17 protein-coding genes are annotated in these 15024 nt (G+C 63.8%); 5 read left to right on the top strand and 12 right to left on the bottom strand.

Translation table 11 applies throughout. The features are described from left to right. Nucleotides 1–217: 217 nt before the first annotated feature. The 5 genes from QO058_RS04465 to QO058_RS04445 form a co-directional block, all read right to left on the bottom strand. On the bottom strand, nt 218–559 hold the full coding sequence (locus QO058_RS04465) for a hypothetical protein (protein ID WP_284170601.1): 342 nt from the start codon (nt 557–559) through the stop codon (nt 218–220). Beyond that, nucleotides 556–705 carry a hypothetical protein gene (locus QO058_RS04460; protein ID WP_284170600.1) on the bottom strand — a complete coding sequence of 50 codons (150 nt, stop codon included), beginning with the start codon at nt 703–705 and terminating at the stop codon, nt 556–558. The genes QO058_RS04465 and QO058_RS04460 overlap by 4 nt, the downstream gene beginning before the upstream one ends. Before the next feature lie 92 nt (nt 706–797). Continuing rightward, nucleotides 798–1214 (bottom strand): hypothetical protein, encoded by a 417-nt coding sequence (locus QO058_RS04455; protein WP_284170599.1) that lies wholly within the window; start codon nt 1212–1214, stop codon nt 798–800. A gap of 332 nt (nt 1215–1546) precedes the next feature. Then, nucleotides 1547–1915, bottom strand: a complete 369-nt coding sequence (locus QO058_RS04450; protein WP_284170598.1) for a hypothetical protein — start codon at nt 1913–1915, stop codon at nt 1547–1549. 120 nt (nt 1916–2035) lie between these two features. Beyond that, a complete protein-coding gene (locus QO058_RS04445) occupies nt 2036–2659 on the bottom strand; it encodes a recombinase family protein (protein WP_284172816.1) in 624 nt (207 codons plus the stop codon). Between the two features lie 240 nt (nt 2660–2899). On the opposite strand from QO058_RS04445, the gene QO058_RS04440 reads away from it, so the two are divergent. Further along, nucleotides 2900–3259 carry a hypothetical protein gene (locus QO058_RS04440; protein ID WP_284170597.1) on the top strand — a complete coding sequence of 120 codons (360 nt, stop codon included), beginning with the start codon at nt 2900–2902 and terminating at the stop codon, nt 3257–3259. A gap of 215 nt (nt 3260–3474) precedes the next feature. Here QO058_RS04440 and QO058_RS31605 read toward each other — a convergent pair whose 3' ends face one another. Beyond that, complete coding sequence (locus QO058_RS31605) at nt 3475–3681, bottom strand: sunset domain-containing protein (protein ID WP_465248689.1); 207 nt, start codon at nt 3679–3681, stop codon at nt 3475–3477. A 443-nt stretch (nt 3682–4124) separates the two neighbouring features. Between QO058_RS31605 and QO058_RS04430 the strand changes: the two genes are divergently transcribed. Together QO058_RS04430 and QO058_RS04425 are read left to right on the top strand one after the other, a co-directional pair. Continuing rightward, on the top strand, nt 4125–4952 hold the full coding sequence (locus tag QO058_RS04430; protein WP_284170594.1) for a hypothetical protein: 828 nt from the start codon (nt 4125–4127) through the stop codon (nt 4950–4952). 414 nt (nt 4953–5366) lie between these two features. Next, nucleotides 5367–6113 carry a hypothetical protein gene (locus QO058_RS04425; RefSeq protein WP_284170593.1) on the top strand — a complete coding sequence of 249 codons (747 nt, stop codon included), beginning with the start codon at nt 5367–5369 and terminating at the stop codon, nt 6111–6113. A 184-nt stretch (nt 6114–6297) separates the two neighbouring features. Here QO058_RS04425 and rpsD read toward each other — a convergent pair whose 3' ends face one another. The 3 genes from rpsD to murI form a co-directional block, all read right to left on the bottom strand. Beyond that, nucleotides 6298–6915 carry a 30S ribosomal protein S4 gene (gene rpsD, locus QO058_RS04420; RefSeq protein ID WP_284170592.1) on the bottom strand — a complete coding sequence of 206 codons (618 nt, stop codon included), beginning with the start codon at nt 6913–6915 and terminating at the stop codon, nt 6298–6300. A 184-nt stretch (nt 6916–7099) separates the two neighbouring features. Then, the gene (locus tag QO058_RS04415; RefSeq protein WP_284170590.1) at nt 7100–7321 is read right to left on the bottom strand and encodes a hypothetical protein; all 222 of its coding nucleotides are present in this window, start codon (nt 7319–7321) and stop codon (nt 7100–7102) included. 68 nt (nt 7322–7389) lie between these two features. Then, complete coding sequence (gene murI / locus QO058_RS04410) at nt 7390–8253, bottom strand: glutamate racemase (RefSeq protein WP_284172815.1); 864 nt, start codon at nt 8251–8253, stop codon at nt 7390–7392. A 147-nt stretch (nt 8254–8400) separates the two neighbouring features. On the opposite strand from murI, the gene QO058_RS04405 reads away from it, so the two are divergent. After that, nucleotides 8401–9327 carry a bifunctional helix-turn-helix transcriptional regulator/GNAT family N-acetyltransferase gene (locus tag QO058_RS04405; RefSeq protein ID WP_284170588.1) on the top strand — a complete coding sequence of 309 codons (927 nt, stop codon included), beginning with the start codon at nt 8401–8403 and terminating at the stop codon, nt 9325–9327. On the opposite strand, the gene QO058_RS04400 is transcribed toward QO058_RS04405, so the two are convergent. From QO058_RS04400 to QO058_RS04390, 3 genes are all read right to left on the bottom strand, one after another. Continuing rightward, nucleotides 9251–9748, bottom strand: coding sequence for a DUF805 domain-containing protein (locus tag QO058_RS04400; protein WP_284170586.1), 498 nt, complete (start codon nt 9746–9748; stop codon nt 9251–9253). The two genes, QO058_RS04405 and QO058_RS04400, sit on opposite strands and share 77 nt — an antisense overlap. A gap of 8 nt (nt 9749–9756) precedes the next feature. Continuing rightward, the gene (locus QO058_RS04395; protein WP_284170585.1) at nt 9757–10767 is read right to left on the bottom strand and encodes a hypothetical protein; all 1011 of its coding nucleotides are present in this window, start codon (nt 10765–10767) and stop codon (nt 9757–9759) included. Nucleotides 10768–10860: 93 nt separating this feature from the next. Continuing rightward, nucleotides 10861–12177, bottom strand: coding sequence for a flavin monoamine oxidase family protein (locus tag QO058_RS04390; RefSeq protein WP_284170583.1), 1317 nt, complete (start codon nt 12175–12177; stop codon nt 10861–10863). Between the two features lie 354 nt (nt 12178–12531). Here QO058_RS04390 and QO058_RS04385 point away from each other — a divergent pair, with 354 nt between their 5' ends. Next, nucleotides 12532–14811 (top strand): TonB-dependent hemoglobin/transferrin/lactoferrin family receptor, encoded by a 2280-nt coding sequence (locus QO058_RS04385; protein ID WP_284170581.1) that lies wholly within the window; start codon nt 12532–12534, stop codon nt 14809–14811. The last annotated feature ends 213 nt before the right edge of the window (nt 14812–15024 follow it).

Here is a 15024-nt window from a genome sequence, read left to right as displayed (position 1 = left end):
TCTTGGGTAGGTGTAGGTGGTCCCTAATCGAATGTCGTCCGTTCGCCGGGTTGGCTGGTTATAGGTGCAACCTAACCCGTCTCCCGCCTGAGCGCCTTGGTCGGGGCCCGGAAATGTGAAGTCACTCCGCATTTTGGTTCGGGTAGGTGAAGGTGCAACCTAATCGACGTGAAGCGGACTTCACTGTTGGCGGTCTGGCCTTTCCAGAAGGTGGTCCCTAATCGCCGCGCCCGCCTAAAAGCCCCTCAATCTCCCCTGCAACGCTCCTGCCGTACTCCGTCAGACTCACCACAAGCACGCCCTTCTCCTTCCGGGTCCGGACCAACAGCGCATCCTCCATCAACACGATGTTCCGGTAGCCGCTGCCGGCTCCCATCGTCAGGGCCTTCTCCAACTCCGGCTTCGCTATCTCTCCTCGGCAGGCGACCAGCAAGAACGCTGCGGCCGACCTCATCTCCCATCGGTCGTGGATTTGGTTGAGCCGCTGGAGGACTAGCAGGAGGCGGGCAAGGGGCGGGAGGGCGCTGGCGGGTTTCATCCTGGGGGACTGTGTCGTCATGGGCAGCTCTTCGGGCAGTAGCTCGGCCGGCTCCCTTCCAGTTGGTCAGGGCCGCAAAGGCTCATGGCGTGCCGGAGCGTGTCCTTTTGGCTGGGCGAGTAGATCAGCACGACGAGGACCCCGAGGACGAAGGTGATGGCGGGCATTTGAGTGGCTCCCTGCGGTGGGAACAGAGACAGGAAGGCCGGAGTGGATTGCTCCGCCCCGGCCGGGTAGGCGTCGGAAAAATGAAGTGACATCAGAGTTCGGGGAGGAGGTCCGGGCGGCTAGGTCCTGAGAGCTTGCCGAAGAAGTGGGTGAAGAGGCCCCCGAGAAGGCACGCGGAGAAACCTGCAAGGGTTACGGCAGGAGCTGCGAGGACGAGCCAAGCGTTCTGGTTCCAAGTCAGCGGGGCGTTCCGGGTTTCCAGTCCGTCCTCGGTCGGGCGATCCACAGCGATGAGCCAGCGTCCGACGTGAAGGCTATAGCCCCGGATAGCCCCGTACCCTTTGATCTCAATACCGTCATCCCCGCAGGTATCGTCTTCGTGGTGCGTGTCGATATGGAAGAAGGGGAGCCACGCACGCCGCTTCTCTTCCCTATGAACGAACGATGCGCCCACGAGAGGGATGGCGATGTACTGAGCGAAGTCGATGCTGTTGCTGGAGGTCGTCACGGTCAGTCCCCGGAAAGGCAGCCTTATGGCTACTCTTTATTGAGTCTCTATCCGCTTCCGGTCTAATCAGTTTTTTGACTCGATCAGGTCAGACGGATTCCATTCTGTGATGTGTCCGGTAACGGGTAGGTGGACCGCAAGGACGGCCGGGGAGGGCGTCAGGCTTGTGAGGTAGCGGCCAGTGCGGCGAGGCGCCTGTAGACGGGCGACCTGTATCAGGAACCACCCCTACGCGGCGACGGCTGCGAAGTTGGCGGGCAACTACGTACCGCAGCGCAAGAGCGGGTCAACCGATAGGTTGCTGCCGATGCGATGCCGCGGCCCGCAGAGGCTTACGACCCCCGTTCCTGAGCAGCCCGGCCGATCTCACGGGTATCAGCAGATGTCTTGAGAGCTGCGTAGGCGGGTGACTCGTGCTTCCCCAAGGCCAGTTCTTCAACAAAGCGAAGCCGGTTTGGCGCTGTATTTGGCAGGTCTCGATCTGCGAGCCATCTAACGAACGGCTCTGGACGCACCGTCACGATCTGAAGCGCCTTGCCTCGTGCCAGCCATGCGTTCATCACCGCGACGGCGCTGCGGTGCCAGTCGTCATAGCTAGGCGAAAACTCGCCGCGATCCTCCGCTAGCTCCAGTAGCCGGGAAAAGTCCTCACGCTCATACCACGGCAGCGCCACGGTGTAGGCTTCGACGGTCGGTTTCATGTGCCGCTCGAAGGATGGAGACCGTGAAAATAATGCGCGGACGTTGTCGCAAGTCAACAGCCCCAACCAGTCCGTTGTTCGGGCCTTCAGGATGCGATAGCCGCTCGCCTTACCGAAGCCCTAGGCCGATATCTGCGCCGTCTCTTTCGCGATCTTCGCTACCTGCCCCCGGCTGCATCCGGTGATGGCCTGCACCTTCGCCCATGACATGCCTGCCTTGAGCAGAGAGGCGATGTTGTCGTTGCGCTCCGTGTTCACCGGGCGGCCCTTGTAGCGCCCCTCGGCCTTCGCCTGGGCTTGCCCTTGCGCCTGTCGGCGGCGGCGGTCCTCATAGTCCTTGCGGGCGATGGCGGCGAGCATGTCGAGCATCATCGCGTTGATGGCGTCAAACATCCGCACCGTGAACTCGTCGGCCTTGGGGTCTGCCATGGCCCAGCTCGTCGGCAGGTCCAGCGCGACGACGCGGACGTGGCGGGAAGCCAACTCGGCCTTGAGCTTGGACCAATCCTCTGCATTCAGGCGAGACAGGCGGTCTACCTGTTCGATGAGGAGGACATCGCCCGGCCGGCTGTCGGCCAGTAGCCGGAATAGCTCGGGACGCTTGAGCGAAGCGCCGCTCTCGTTCTCGATGTAGGTAGCGGCGATGACAAGCCCGCGCTCGCTGGCGAAGGCTTCAACCTGCTCGCGGGCTCGCGTGGCGTCCTGCTCTGTTGTGGAAGCTCTGAGATAGGCCCGGACGAACATATGCATCTCCCTAGTCCTCTTTGGATAGGTCACTATCTAGAGGTATTCTAAGGATAGGTCAATATGTCGTTTCGAGCCGTCTCCTGCCGGTCTTCCACGGGCATACCCAAGCGACCAGCAACGCCACGCCCGCGCCGTTGAGAATGACCTGTTAGGCAATGCGACTTTTCGCAGATCAGGCTCTGGACGGCATGGCCGCCATCTGGCAACGCCAACAACTTCGACAGGAAGGGCCAACGGATGCGCACAAAGGTGATTGTTGCTTTGGGTGTGCTGTTCACAGGCGCTGCGCAAGCTCAGCCTAAGCCAAGGGCAACCATTCAAGCAGGGATCGAGTTGATTGGCTTCCTAGTCGGCCGCGAGCACGCTTGTACGAAAGCGTTTGGCGCGACCCCGGATCGAACCAGATCAGAGATTGTTTCGATCGCCAAGAAAATGGGCTATGTGGAAGGCGACGAAACGCATGAGCGCCTCCTCCTTTTGCACTCGGTTAGGGTGTCCGGGGAAATGCGAGATGCCAAAGGCGGCCCCAAGGAAAAGGAATGCCTAGAGGGCCGAGTGATACTGGATGACGTTGTGAAACAGGCTAACGGCGGCTGACACTAGAGGCTAGATGGCGACAGCCTTTAACGGAGCGGACCTCCTCCGAAACGCCCTGTAAGCTCCCGGCCTGTAGCGGCAAGAGGCCCTTCAGGACCCCGGCAGTCTACCGCGATGTCACCTATAGGAAACGCGAGGGGCCCCGGGGGATTGGAGAGCGCGGCTGATCTTATGTGGGCTTTCACATTTTCGCCGCAGATTATCCGGAAGCGCCTCTAAACCCGAGAGCGCCGCCAGCCCGCCGCCTGCGCTTCAGCCTCCGAGCAGAACCACCGCTCCCCTCGCCACGGCTTAATCGTGGTCTCGGCGTAAAAGCTCTGTCCTGGCAGGTGATAGATGCGCTCACCGCTGGTTGGCCTGATGTTGCCCCGGACGGTGCAACTAGGCGAAAGAGCGGATTGCAGCGGCGTCCGATACAGCATCATTCCGCCTGCCAACGCGAGCCCGAGCAGAAAGACAGCATTGCGCGGGCGGGCAATCCACCTCCGCCATGCGGGCGCTCTCCGCCTTGGTCTGAAATGACCGCGATGCATTCCGGCAAGGTGCGGCAGCAGGCGTTATGGTGCCCTTACGGCGGACCGCATTATTTGAGCGAATGCGTTGCAGGCTTCGTTCCGCGTCCGGTGAAGTCAATGCACCACAAACCGAAATGCCCGCTGAGCAGGTCACGTGATGGTGGCCTACAGGAAACGCGAGGGGGCTACGGGGGGAATGGGGAGGCGGCCGCAGAGGAGAGGGCTCTCAGATTTTCCTGAGAAAAACATCTCGGTGGTCTAGCTGCACCGCGCTTCTTCCGCCTCCTCACGCTTGCGGTCGCAGCAACAATCCTCAGAGATAACGCACGACTCAAAACGGGATCGTAGGGATGACGTTAGTTCTGCTGTGGAAGAATGGTTCGGACGCCGTAGTCATTGCCGACACCTTGTTCCGGTCGGGCGAGCGCAATGCTCTAGAGGTGGGGCCGAAGATTTTCTCTATTCCTGTCCGGATCGAAGCCTACGGCGAACATGAAGAGCCGGCACGCCATTGCCTGGACATGGGTTTCGCGTTCGCTGGCCATACTGCGGCTGGACAAGTGACGCATGCGATAGCGAGCGCCGGCCTGCGGAACTTAACGGGGCCTTTGGGGAGTTCTGCGCCTTCGGTCGCTGCCGTTTCAGACTACTACGCGCGTTGCGCCGTTCAGGTCGTAGGTGAAATACGCAAGTATTATCCGTCCGATAAGTGCCTTTTCGAGGGAGTGGTCTTCGGCTGGGAGAACGAGGGAGCGGTGGCCCACAGCTTTGAGATCGGAGTGGATGCGGAAGGCGGAGCGACCAGCAAATCTGAGCCGATGGATTTCAAGCGCTTTGGACTGTACGGCCTTGGTCAAGGTGTCGCCGAAGTGCAGGATTTCATTGACCGGAGTTGGGCCGCTGGCCGCAAAGCAAGCCCGTATGAGGCTCTTCAGGCGATCATTGAAGACGAGCGCGTTCCGGGTGTTGGAGGCAGCATCCAAGCCGCGACTGTGAGCGTTCGGGGCGTTGAACTGAAGCCGGTGTTGCGGATCGATAACGGCGGTCTGGCCAAGGGCGGATACATGGGCATCGACCAAGATCGCTTGGGTGCGGTCGGCGATCTCTTACCACTAGGCACGCGACCTGTTGGACTGGTCAAAGTGCCTGCGCCTGATCGATCGCGCCTGGGCGACTGAAGCGGAGGGGCTACGGTGTGGGAGGCTTCTTGGGTTCTACCGAATGTCGAACTGCGTATCCCCTTAGAGTGCTCATATGCTGCACTCGTCCCGACCAACGATGTACGAGTACGAGCCCTTGTTAGGCGGCATCCGAATGTCGGCAGGTTCCTTCGGAAGTTCACTGACGGCTTTGGAGACCGGGTTCGCCCAAGCGTCCTGCTACATCGAGAAGACGCGCCAGCTTCGGTTCTGACGGTAGGTGCCTTAACTGGCTTCCGCGATGCCGTATCGATCAGTGTGCTCGCCGTTAGTCATGCAAACGCCCTTCTTCACGGTAGATCGTATGGTGCCAACTTCTCCGACTCGTTCGATATTCACCCGTGGGGGCTTAGCAACACGTACGACGAGCATCTTATATCATCGACGCCGAGCATGCTCGCTATTCACGACCTCAAGAAGTTCAAAGGCCAATCAGCGGCTGGTCTATCGCGATCAGTAATAAGTGACAGTGATTTCGATCAAGTACTGCTTTCGGCTTTGGTGGCTAGATGGGATGCGCTTTTTGCGGGCACGTCTAGGAGCATCGAAGATGTCGCTCTTTTTCGTTCCTTGAATATGGCGAACTACGCATCGCGCATGCCGGGCAGAGCCGATGCGACATTTCTGGATGCTGGGCGGGCTGTTGCCCTATGGGTGAGTGCGTTCGAGATACTTGCGCACAACGCAGGCTCAGGGCTTGGTCACGTACTGAGGCTGTTTGCAGATGTAAAATGGCAAAGAAAGGAGCGATTTGAGATTGATCGCGGTTTCAGGAAACAAAAACGAGTCTATGAGACAAACCTTGCTGGAGAGCTATACGAGCGCCTGCATCACGTTCGAAATCAGTTTCTGCATGGCAATCCCGTCACTCCCGACACGCTTGTGCTCTCACGGTGCGGACGCAGTCTTCTCAACTTCGCAGCGCCGCTCTACAGGCTAGCATTGACGGTCGCACTAGGTTTGTCGTGGGAGTGCGATCCAAGCATCGATGACCTAGAAGCCTTCTCCACACACCTCTGTGAGCACATCAGCTTCCACGCGCCGCAAAAGCATGTGGAGGATGCGTTGCTGATGGCCCGTGGCGACCACTCGACAGAAGGGGAGTTACCCGTCCGGGGGGCTCATGTACGCCGCCGCTAAATCCTGAGCGAGTGCCGCGCATTGGGCGGCCAAGGCAAACGGAGAGCGGACTTAGTGCTCGGGTCAACCGCTGTTCGAAAGCGTGAGGGGGAAAACGTGTAGGGTGGCGTGTGGGGGAAGGCGAAATCTCGCCGTCCCCCAAGCTGTTGAAAACAAACGGGTATTCGTTCCCGTTCCGAGTGTATTACCGAGAGTAGAACTCGATGACCAGGTTCGGCTCCATCTGCACCGCATAGGGCACGTCCGTCAGGGTCGGCGTGCGGGTGAAGGTGGCGGTCGACTTGTTGTGGTCGGCGTCGATGTAATCGGGCACGTCGCGCTCGGCGAGCTGAGCGGCCTCGATCACTATGGCGAGCTGGCGCGAGCTCTCCTTGACCGCGATCACATCGCCCGGCTTGACCTGGTAGGACGCGATGTTGACGCGCTTGCCATTGACCGTGACATGGCCATGGTTGACGAACTGGCGGGCGGCGAAGACGGTCGCGACGAACTTGGCGCGGTAGATCACCGCGTCGAGACGACGCTCGAGCAGGCCGACCAGGTTCTCGCCCGAGTCGCCCTTGAGGCGGATCGCCTCGGCGTAATAACGGCGGAACTGCTTCTCGGAGATCGAGCCGTAATAGCCCTTCAGCTTCTGCTTGGCGCGCAGCTGGGTGCCGAAGTCGGACGGCTTGCCCTTGCGGCGCTGGCCGTGCTGGCCGGGGCCGTATTCGCGGCGGTTGACCGGGGACTTCGGACGGCCCCAGATGTTCTGACCGAGGCGGCGGTCAATCTTGTACTTTGCCTCATGGCGCTTCGACATATCGCGTGTCCTCTGTGGTTCGCGAGTTGAGGACCGCGCCCTCCTGTCCCCGTTTCCGGGGTGACAGATCCGGCCTCCGAAGAGAAGCGGATCACGGGTGCGGAAAAAGCCACGCGGCCCCGTGAGGAGCCGCGCGACGCCGGTGCCTATGAGGGATGTCGAGCTGGAAGTCAACGAGCCGGCGTCAATAGCGCCAATAAGCGCGGCGATGATGCGGGTGTTTGTACCAGCCGAGATGGCGGCCACGATTCCAGCCATGGTGACGGCGCGGGCCGTAGCTGTGGCCGTAATGATGGCCCTTGTGCCCGTGCCAGCCTTTCGGCTTGGCTTGCGCGTAGTCGATGCCGCCGAGCCCGAACAGCATGGCGCCGAGCCCGAGGATAGCGGCCAGAATCAACTTCTTCATCGCTCTCTCCCCGGTAAAGGGTGGTGGTGGCGATAACGCCTTCAGATCAGAACTGTTCCAAAATATGGTCAGATCGAGAGCGGCAGCGGCTCGGTCTCGATCCGCGCCAGGCCGAAGCCGGCGAGCGCGATATGGGCCGGGCCTGAAAGACGCGAGCCGTCGGTGAAAACGGCGACGGTCATGGCGGGCTCCGGGCGGATCTGCGCCGGGCCGAGCAGTTGCGCCGTGCGCCGCGCGATCGCCGGAGCGGGATCGATCCACTCGACCGGCCAGGGCGCGAGCCGCTGCAGGCGCGCCAGCAGCAGGGGATAATGCGTGCAGGCGAGCGTCACCACATCGGTGCGCCTTCCGCCGCGGGTGACGAAGCAGGGTGCGATCTCGGCGGCGATCTCGGCGTCGGCGACGGGTTCGCCCTGCAATGCCGCTTCCGCCAGACCGGCGAGGTTGCGCGCCCCGACGAGAATGACCTCGCAACCGGCGGCATAGCGCTCGATCAGGTCGCGGGTGTAGTCGCGGGCGACGGTGCCGGGCGTCGCCAGCACGGAGATGAGGTGGCTGCGGGTGCGCTCGGCCGCCGTTTTCACTGCCGGGACGGTGCCGACGAAGGGAATGGCGAAGCGGGCGCGCAGGGCCGGCAGGACCAGGGTCGAGGCGGTGTTGCAGGCGATGACGACGAGATCGGGATGGAAGCGGTCGACGAGGCGCTCCATCACTTCCAGCACGCGCACGACCAGCGCCGGCTCGTCGAGGCGGCCATAGGGGAAGGCGGCATCGTCGGCGGCGTAGACGATGTCTGCGTCGGGGCGCTGGCGCATCACCTCGCGCAGCACGGTCAACCCGCCGAGGCCGGAATCGAAGACGAGGACGGTCGGAATTCGCAAGGGCAGCATCGGGGCGGCATAGCCGGCTCCGGCCAGAAGATCGACCTGCATCGCACTGGAACTCATCGTGTCTGCCGAGCTCTCGATTGGGCGCCCGGCCAGTTAAGGAGCGATGAATGGGGCGCTGCAGCGGACATGATAATTTAGTTGACTCTGTCCATTAATTGACGCTTCTCAAGCCCGATGAGGAGGCAAGTCATGTCCGCCGCCGGCACACCAGCAATCGCGACGATCCGCCGCTTCGGCCGTTTCCATACGCGCTTCGTCGGCGCGCTCAGCGGCGATCTGCACGGCTCCGGCTTCGGGCTGACGGAGGGGCGCGTGCTCTACGAGCTGGCGCAGCGCGACGGCTGGCGGGCCGGCGAGCTGGCACGCGAGCTCGGGCTCGATCCGGCCTACCTCTCGCGCCTGCTGAAGCGCTTCACCGACCTGGGTTGGCTGGAGCGGGCTAAGGCGGATGGCGATGGCCGGGCCTACGCGCTCAGGCTGACCGAAGCCGGGCACAAGGCCTTCACGCCGCTGGACGAGGCTTCGCACCGCCAGGCCAGCACGATCCTGTCGCGCCTTGCAGCGGGCGAGCAGGCGGTACTCGTCACCGCGCTCGATCGCGCCCAGGCGCTGCTCTCGGGCGCCGCCAGCCCGCAGCCTGCGGTGACGATCCGCGAGCACCGGCCCGGCGATATCGGCTGGGTGATCGCGGCCCATGCCCGGTTGTACGCGGAGGTCTATGGCTGGGACATCAGCTTCGAGGCGCTTGTCGCCGAGATCGCGGCGAAATTCCTGCGCGAGTTCCGGCCCGGACAGGAGCGCTGCCTCATCGCCGAGCTCGACGGCGCGCCGGTCGGATCGGCCTTCGTCGTGCGCGAGAGCGACGAGGTGGCGAAGCTTCGCCTCGTGTTGGTCGAGACGCGGGCGCAGGGGCTCGGCCTGGGCAAGCGCCTGGTGCGCGAGGCGCTCAGTTTCGCCCGGGCCGCCGGCTATCGCCGCATGGTGCTGTGGACCAACGACATCCTGCACGCCGCCCGCGCCATCTACATCGCCGAGGGCTTCAGGCTGGTGGCGGAAGAGAAGCACCATTCCTTCGGGAAGGATCTGGTGGGTCAGAACTGGGAGCGGGATCTGTAGCGCTCGGCCAGACCAGCAGCCAGAGGTAGGCGACGATCAAGAGAATGCCGCCGACCGGTGTGGCCATGTCGAGCGGATCCGGCAGGCGCGCGTTCGTCAAACGAGGCAGCACGAAGTTTTCAAGCAGTTCGAGACCGATCAGCGCCGCGATGATCGGCAGAACGGGAAAGCCCATGTCTCGCAATCGCTGCGCCGAGAGCGCCATCACCGCCCAGTAGAACAGCAGTGTGAGGATGGCGTTGGGGATAGGTTCGACAAAGAACAATGGGCCAGGCACTTCGGCTGGCGTCAAGCCGAAGGCCTCCGCGCCCAGAACCAGCAAGGCCACGAAGACGACGACCGTCGCCACGCAGCGCCAGGCATAGGCGAGCCGGCTGAGGCGCCCGTCGAAGCGCCAGAAGTTGGTGACGAAATCCATCATTGAGAGGGTCACTGCACGGAGGTCAGCGCTGCCCGCTGGAAGTCGGCACGGCGCTGCTGATGCAGCGAGCCGTCTCCCGTGGTCACGACCGAGAACATCACGAAGCCGCCCTGTTTGCGCGGCAGCACGTAGAACTCGGAATAGCGGGCATCACCGCCATTCTCGCAGGACGAGAAGCCGCGCAGCACGGCGCTGCCCTCGACCGTGTCGGTCGTCCGGCCCGAGGCGAACCTGCCCTGGCAACCGCGCGCATCGGCGGCGGAGACCGCGGCGGCGACGTCGACATCCTTCAGGTTCGCGCCGGTCAGGACGCGCACGAGGCCGGTCGCGTTCCTGGCCTGCCAGCCGGCGCCGTTGTTGCCGATGCCAGAAGGCGCCTCGGCGCCACTGAGCACTTTCGGCTCGGGTAATTGCGTCTTGAGCAGGAAGTTGGTCGCGAGCGTCACCGCCTCGAGCTGAAGGGACGGGTCGGCGGTGGCGGTCGTCGTGCTACCGCCACCTTGCGCCGGCGCCGGGGTGCCGGGCGCGACCTTCATGGTGGCGTTGGCCTTCACGCAATCGAGCAGCGCCGGCATGATGTCCGCGGTCGCCGTCAGGCGGAAGGTGTAGCGCGCGCCGAGCATGTTGGCTTCGAGGAGTTCGGCGCCGCGGAAGGCGCGGACGATGTTGGAATTCGCAGGCATGGTCACGACGACGAGCTGCGGCTGCACCGCCTTGGCGTTGATGCGGACGATGTCGTTGCGGTCGAAGGCCATCTCCATCGGCACGTCGGTGCCGGTCTTCAGCCCCCAGGCCCGGTTGGAGAAGCCGAGATTCCAGCCATAGCTGCTGTTGAGCGAGGCGTGCATGGTGACGCCGCTCTTGTAGCTCGCCGACACGGCGCAGTGTGAGAAGTCGCCGGTCTGGTTGTTGGTGAAGGCGCCGCCGGCCCAGTTACCGACCGAGAACTTGGCATAGGGTCCGGCGGCGAGCACCGGTGAGGCCAGCAGGACGCTGGCGAGAATGAGCGTCAGGCGCATCATCAGGCTCCGCATCGATCCCCAACGCTGCCATGGTGGCAAAGACTGGGCGGGTCGGGCAAGCCTTGTCGGTGCCAGAGTCGATCTCGGGCTCTAGACCTTGAGGCGCGCCACGGCTGCCGCGGCGGTGCGGCCGGCGAGCGTCGCGCCGCCTGCGGTCATTGCGCCGCCGCCGGCGGTCGCCTCGCCGGAAAGCCAGAGCTTGCCGCCGATGGGTTCGGCCAAGATGTCGCGCGCACCGGCGTGACCCGGCAGGCAGACCGAGTAGGAGCCGTGCGAGAACGGATCGGTCCACCAGGCTGGGAAGGAAACGGGGCCGGCCGCCTTGCGGAATTCGCCGCCGATCATCGCAGTGAGAAGATCGACGACCTGCTCGCGGGCGGCGGCGGGGCCGGCGATCGAGAGGTCGCGGGCGAAATCGCCGCCGCAATAGCCGATGACGAGGTCGCGGTCGTCCGGAAAGAGCTCGAAGCTGATCAGCCGCCCGGCCGCGCCAGCCTCGAAATAGGTCGTGCCCGGCGCAATGCCGAAGCGCTCGCCCTCGACCTTGAGCGCGATCTTGGTCAGCGCGCCCATGCCGATGCCGGCGAGCGCGTCGCGGGTGCGCGCCGGCAGCTCCGGCGTGAAGCGGATGCCACCGGCCTTCAGCACGCCGACCGGCACGGTGACGATGCAGGCGCGCGCCCTCAGCGTTCCCGAGGCGGTGGTGACCGCGACGCCGGCGCCGCTCCAGTCGATCGCCGTGACGGGCTGGTTCAGGCGGATATCGAGGCCAACGCCATAGCGCGCGACGAGATTGCCGTAGCCGCTCGGCACGACATAATCCTCGCCCGACCAGAGCCGCTGATAGTCGCGCGCCGAGATGCGCGCCGATTCCTCGCCGATCGAGAGCAGCAGGCCGGAAGCGGCGACCGGCGCGAGGTCGGGGCCAAGATCGCTCAGCAACTCGGCGACCGAGAGATCGCGGCTTTGCAGATCGGCCGTCTCCAGGCGTCTGTCGATCTCACCGAAGGCACCGCGGCGCCGGGCGCGGTCGCCCGCCGGCATCGGCTTGCCGCTCTGGAAGAGCTGGAAGCCGCCGCCCCAGCTTTCATCCGGGGTCGCGACGCCGAGGTCGCGGGCGATCTCGGTCCAGGGATTGCGTTCGGCCCAGTGAATGAACATCGCCCCGGCGTCGTAGGACGGGCCGAGCGACGAATCGGTGAAGGTGCGCCCACCAAGGCGACCACGCGCTTCGAGCACGATGGCCTGGCGCCCTGCGGCCTGAAGCTGCTTCGCCGCGGCGATGCCCGCCGCTCCGGCGCCGATCACGATCACATCGGGTTCGGCGGCCCGGGCAGGGAAGGGGCCGCCGGCGAGACTTGCTGCCAGCGCACCTGAACCCATCAGCCATCCCCGGCGGTCGAGCATGAAGAATAGTCCGTTCCTGCGACCGATCCATGATGGCAGCCGCTTTTCGCGCTGCAATACACGAGGACGAGTGCGGCGGGAGCAGGGCCATCACAGCTTTGCGAGGCCGCTGGGGCGCTCGCCTCCGAAGTGGGCGTCTTTCAGTTTAGATGAGTGATAATCTTAGTTTAGAATTCCAATAATTAAGTAATGTATCAGATTGCGGCGAGTCTATTGACAGTCAAACTGCATTTAAATAACCGCTGATGGTGAAAGTAAGGCATCAAGCTTAGTTTTCAGGCATTATAAAAAGCAATTCGTCTTGGCAAGTCAATTTGGCAAGCACGAATGCTTCTCAGCGACAGGATACAGGCGATGGGGATGAATTGCAGCGGGCTGCGCCAAGGCGTGGCGCTTGGGGCCTTGATGCTGGCCATGACGGTGCCGGCGCTCGCGCAGCAGCAACGGGCCCCTGTGCGTCCGCCTGTGACGCCCGATCAGGTCGTGCTCGACCAGATCAATGTGCAGGGTGAAGGGCAGGCGGCGCCACTGCTGCAGGGGCCGACGACGACGACGACGACCCGCGCCGAACTCGACCGGCAGCAGGTCCAGAGCCTGACGGACCTGTCCAACCGTGTCGAGGCGGGCATCACCTTCAACCGGGCGACCAATTCGCTCAACATCCGTGGCCTCGATGGGGCGCGCGTGCTGACGACAATCGACGGCATCCGCCAGCCCTTCCGGACCGATACGCGCGTCAACGGCCGCGGGATCGGCGCCGCCTTCGACTTCGATTCACTGTCCTCGCTCGATCTGCTGCGCGGCGGCAGCGGCGGTGCCACTCTCGGCGGTGGAGCGCTTGGCGGCGCGCTGGCGGTTCGTACGCTCGATCCCGAGGATATCATCCGCAACGGCCGCTCCTATGGCGCGCTCGCCAAGACGGGCTATGACAGCACCGACCGGGCCTGGTTCGGCAGCGCGGCGGCGGCGGCCCGCATGGGTAACACCTCGGTGCTGCTCCAGGGCGGCTTCCGCAACGGCCACGAGATCGACAACAGGGGCAGTCTCAAGTCGATCGGCGCGACCCGTACCGCGCCGAATCCGGCCGATTTCAACCAGTACAGCTTCCTCGGCAAGATCTACCAGCAGGTCGGCGAGGCGCATCGCTTCGGCTTGACCGCCGAACTCTTCAAGCGTGCCGACCGCGTTCAGACCCGGACGAGCACGGTTTCGCTGACCGGTAACTTCCGTCCAGGCTCCTATCAGACGGGGGAGGATGTCGAGCGCAACCGCGTCTCGCTGACCTATGACTACAAGCAGCCCGGCGGCTTCCTCGACGAGGCGCATGCGAGCCTCTACTGGCAGCGGCTGAAGCGCAACGATCTCGTCAACGCCTGGCGCTATACCAGTATCATCGGACCGTATGCGCGCGATAACGAGAACGAAGAAAACGCCTATGGCTTCAATGCCTATGGCGTGAAGACCTTCCAGACGGGGCTGGCTTCGCACCGCCTGACGTTCGGCACCGAGCTGCGCATGTCCTCGCTGGAGCAGTACTCCGCCGGCGTCGACAACTGCCCGGCGCGGCCGGCCTCCGGTTCGTTCACGGGTGCTTTGGCGACCTGCAACAACCTCTTCACCAACCAGGCTGACCAGCCGAAGGTCGATGGCCGGCTCGTCGGGCTTTATGTGCAGGACGAGATCGGCCTGCTCGACAACCGCCTGCGCGTTACGCCGGGCGTGCGCTTCGACTGGTACGAGGAGAAGCCGCAAGCGACGCCGGCCTATTCGCTCGGCGGCTCGCGTCCGGTCGGCCTGCCGCCGTCTTCGAACGAATCCGGCTGGTCGCCGCGCATCCGGCTTGAATACGACATCCTGAAGAACGCGCCTGTGGTGAAGGATGTCACCGTCTTCGCGCAATGGGCCAAGAGCTTCCGGACGCCGACCGCGGACGAACTCTACGGCCGCTTCGGCGGGCCGAGCACCTATCTGCGCGCCGGCAATCCCCTGCTGCGTCCGGAAACAGGTAACGGCGTCGATGTCGGTGTCCGCTTCGGCGACAAGCAGTTCGGCGGCTCGGTCACCTATTTCTACACCAATTACCGCAACTTCATCGAGTCGGTGCAGGTCCAGGCTCCTGGCGTCGGCGGCCTCTACCCGCAGGGTGGCATCACCAGCTTCCGCAACATTCCGCGCGCCGAGATCTCCGGCGTCGAGGCGAACATGCAGTACGCCTTCGCGCCGAACTGGCTGGTGCGCGGCTCGTTCGCCTACACCCGCGGCAAGAATACGACCGACCACACCTATCTCAACTCGATCCCGCCGATGCAGGGCATCGTCGCGATCGCCTATGGAACGGATGTCTGGGGGGCGGAGGTCTCGACCAAGCTCGCCGGCCGGCGCGATCACGTCGCGGCGACGGCAGGCACCAATGCCGGCTTCAAGGCACCGGGCTATGCGATCTTCAACGCTACGGCCTGGTGGCGGCCGCTGCCGCAGATCGCGGATCTCGAACTGCAGGTCGGCGTCTACAACATCTTCGACCGCAAGTATTTCGATGCGGCCAATGTGCCGACTGGCGTGCTGGCGCAGGCGCGCGACTACTACAGCGAGCCCGGCCGCACCGTGAAGGCGACGCTCAAGTACCAGTTCTGAGCGTCCTGGTTTCGAGACCGACTTCGGCCGGCCCCAACGGGCCGGCCTTTTTCGTTGGGACGCCGCGGCGTCTGGCCGAGTGCGGCTCTCCACCTGCGCTAGACGCAGCCCCCCGATGCGCCTCTTGCCTCAGGTCTTAACATTCCCTTAGCGGGCCGACTCTAGTCATGGTTGCACGCCGTTTGAATCGTTTCAGACGGCGCTGGCTACCGG

The sequence above is a fragment of the Bosea vestrisii genome (assembly GCF_030144325.1).
Classification (GTDB): Bacteria; Pseudomonadota; Alphaproteobacteria; order Rhizobiales; family Beijerinckiaceae; genus Allobosea; species Allobosea vestrisii_A.
The sequence above is the reverse complement of the archived record's forward strand: the minus strand, read 5'-3'. Positions and strand labels throughout refer to the sequence as shown.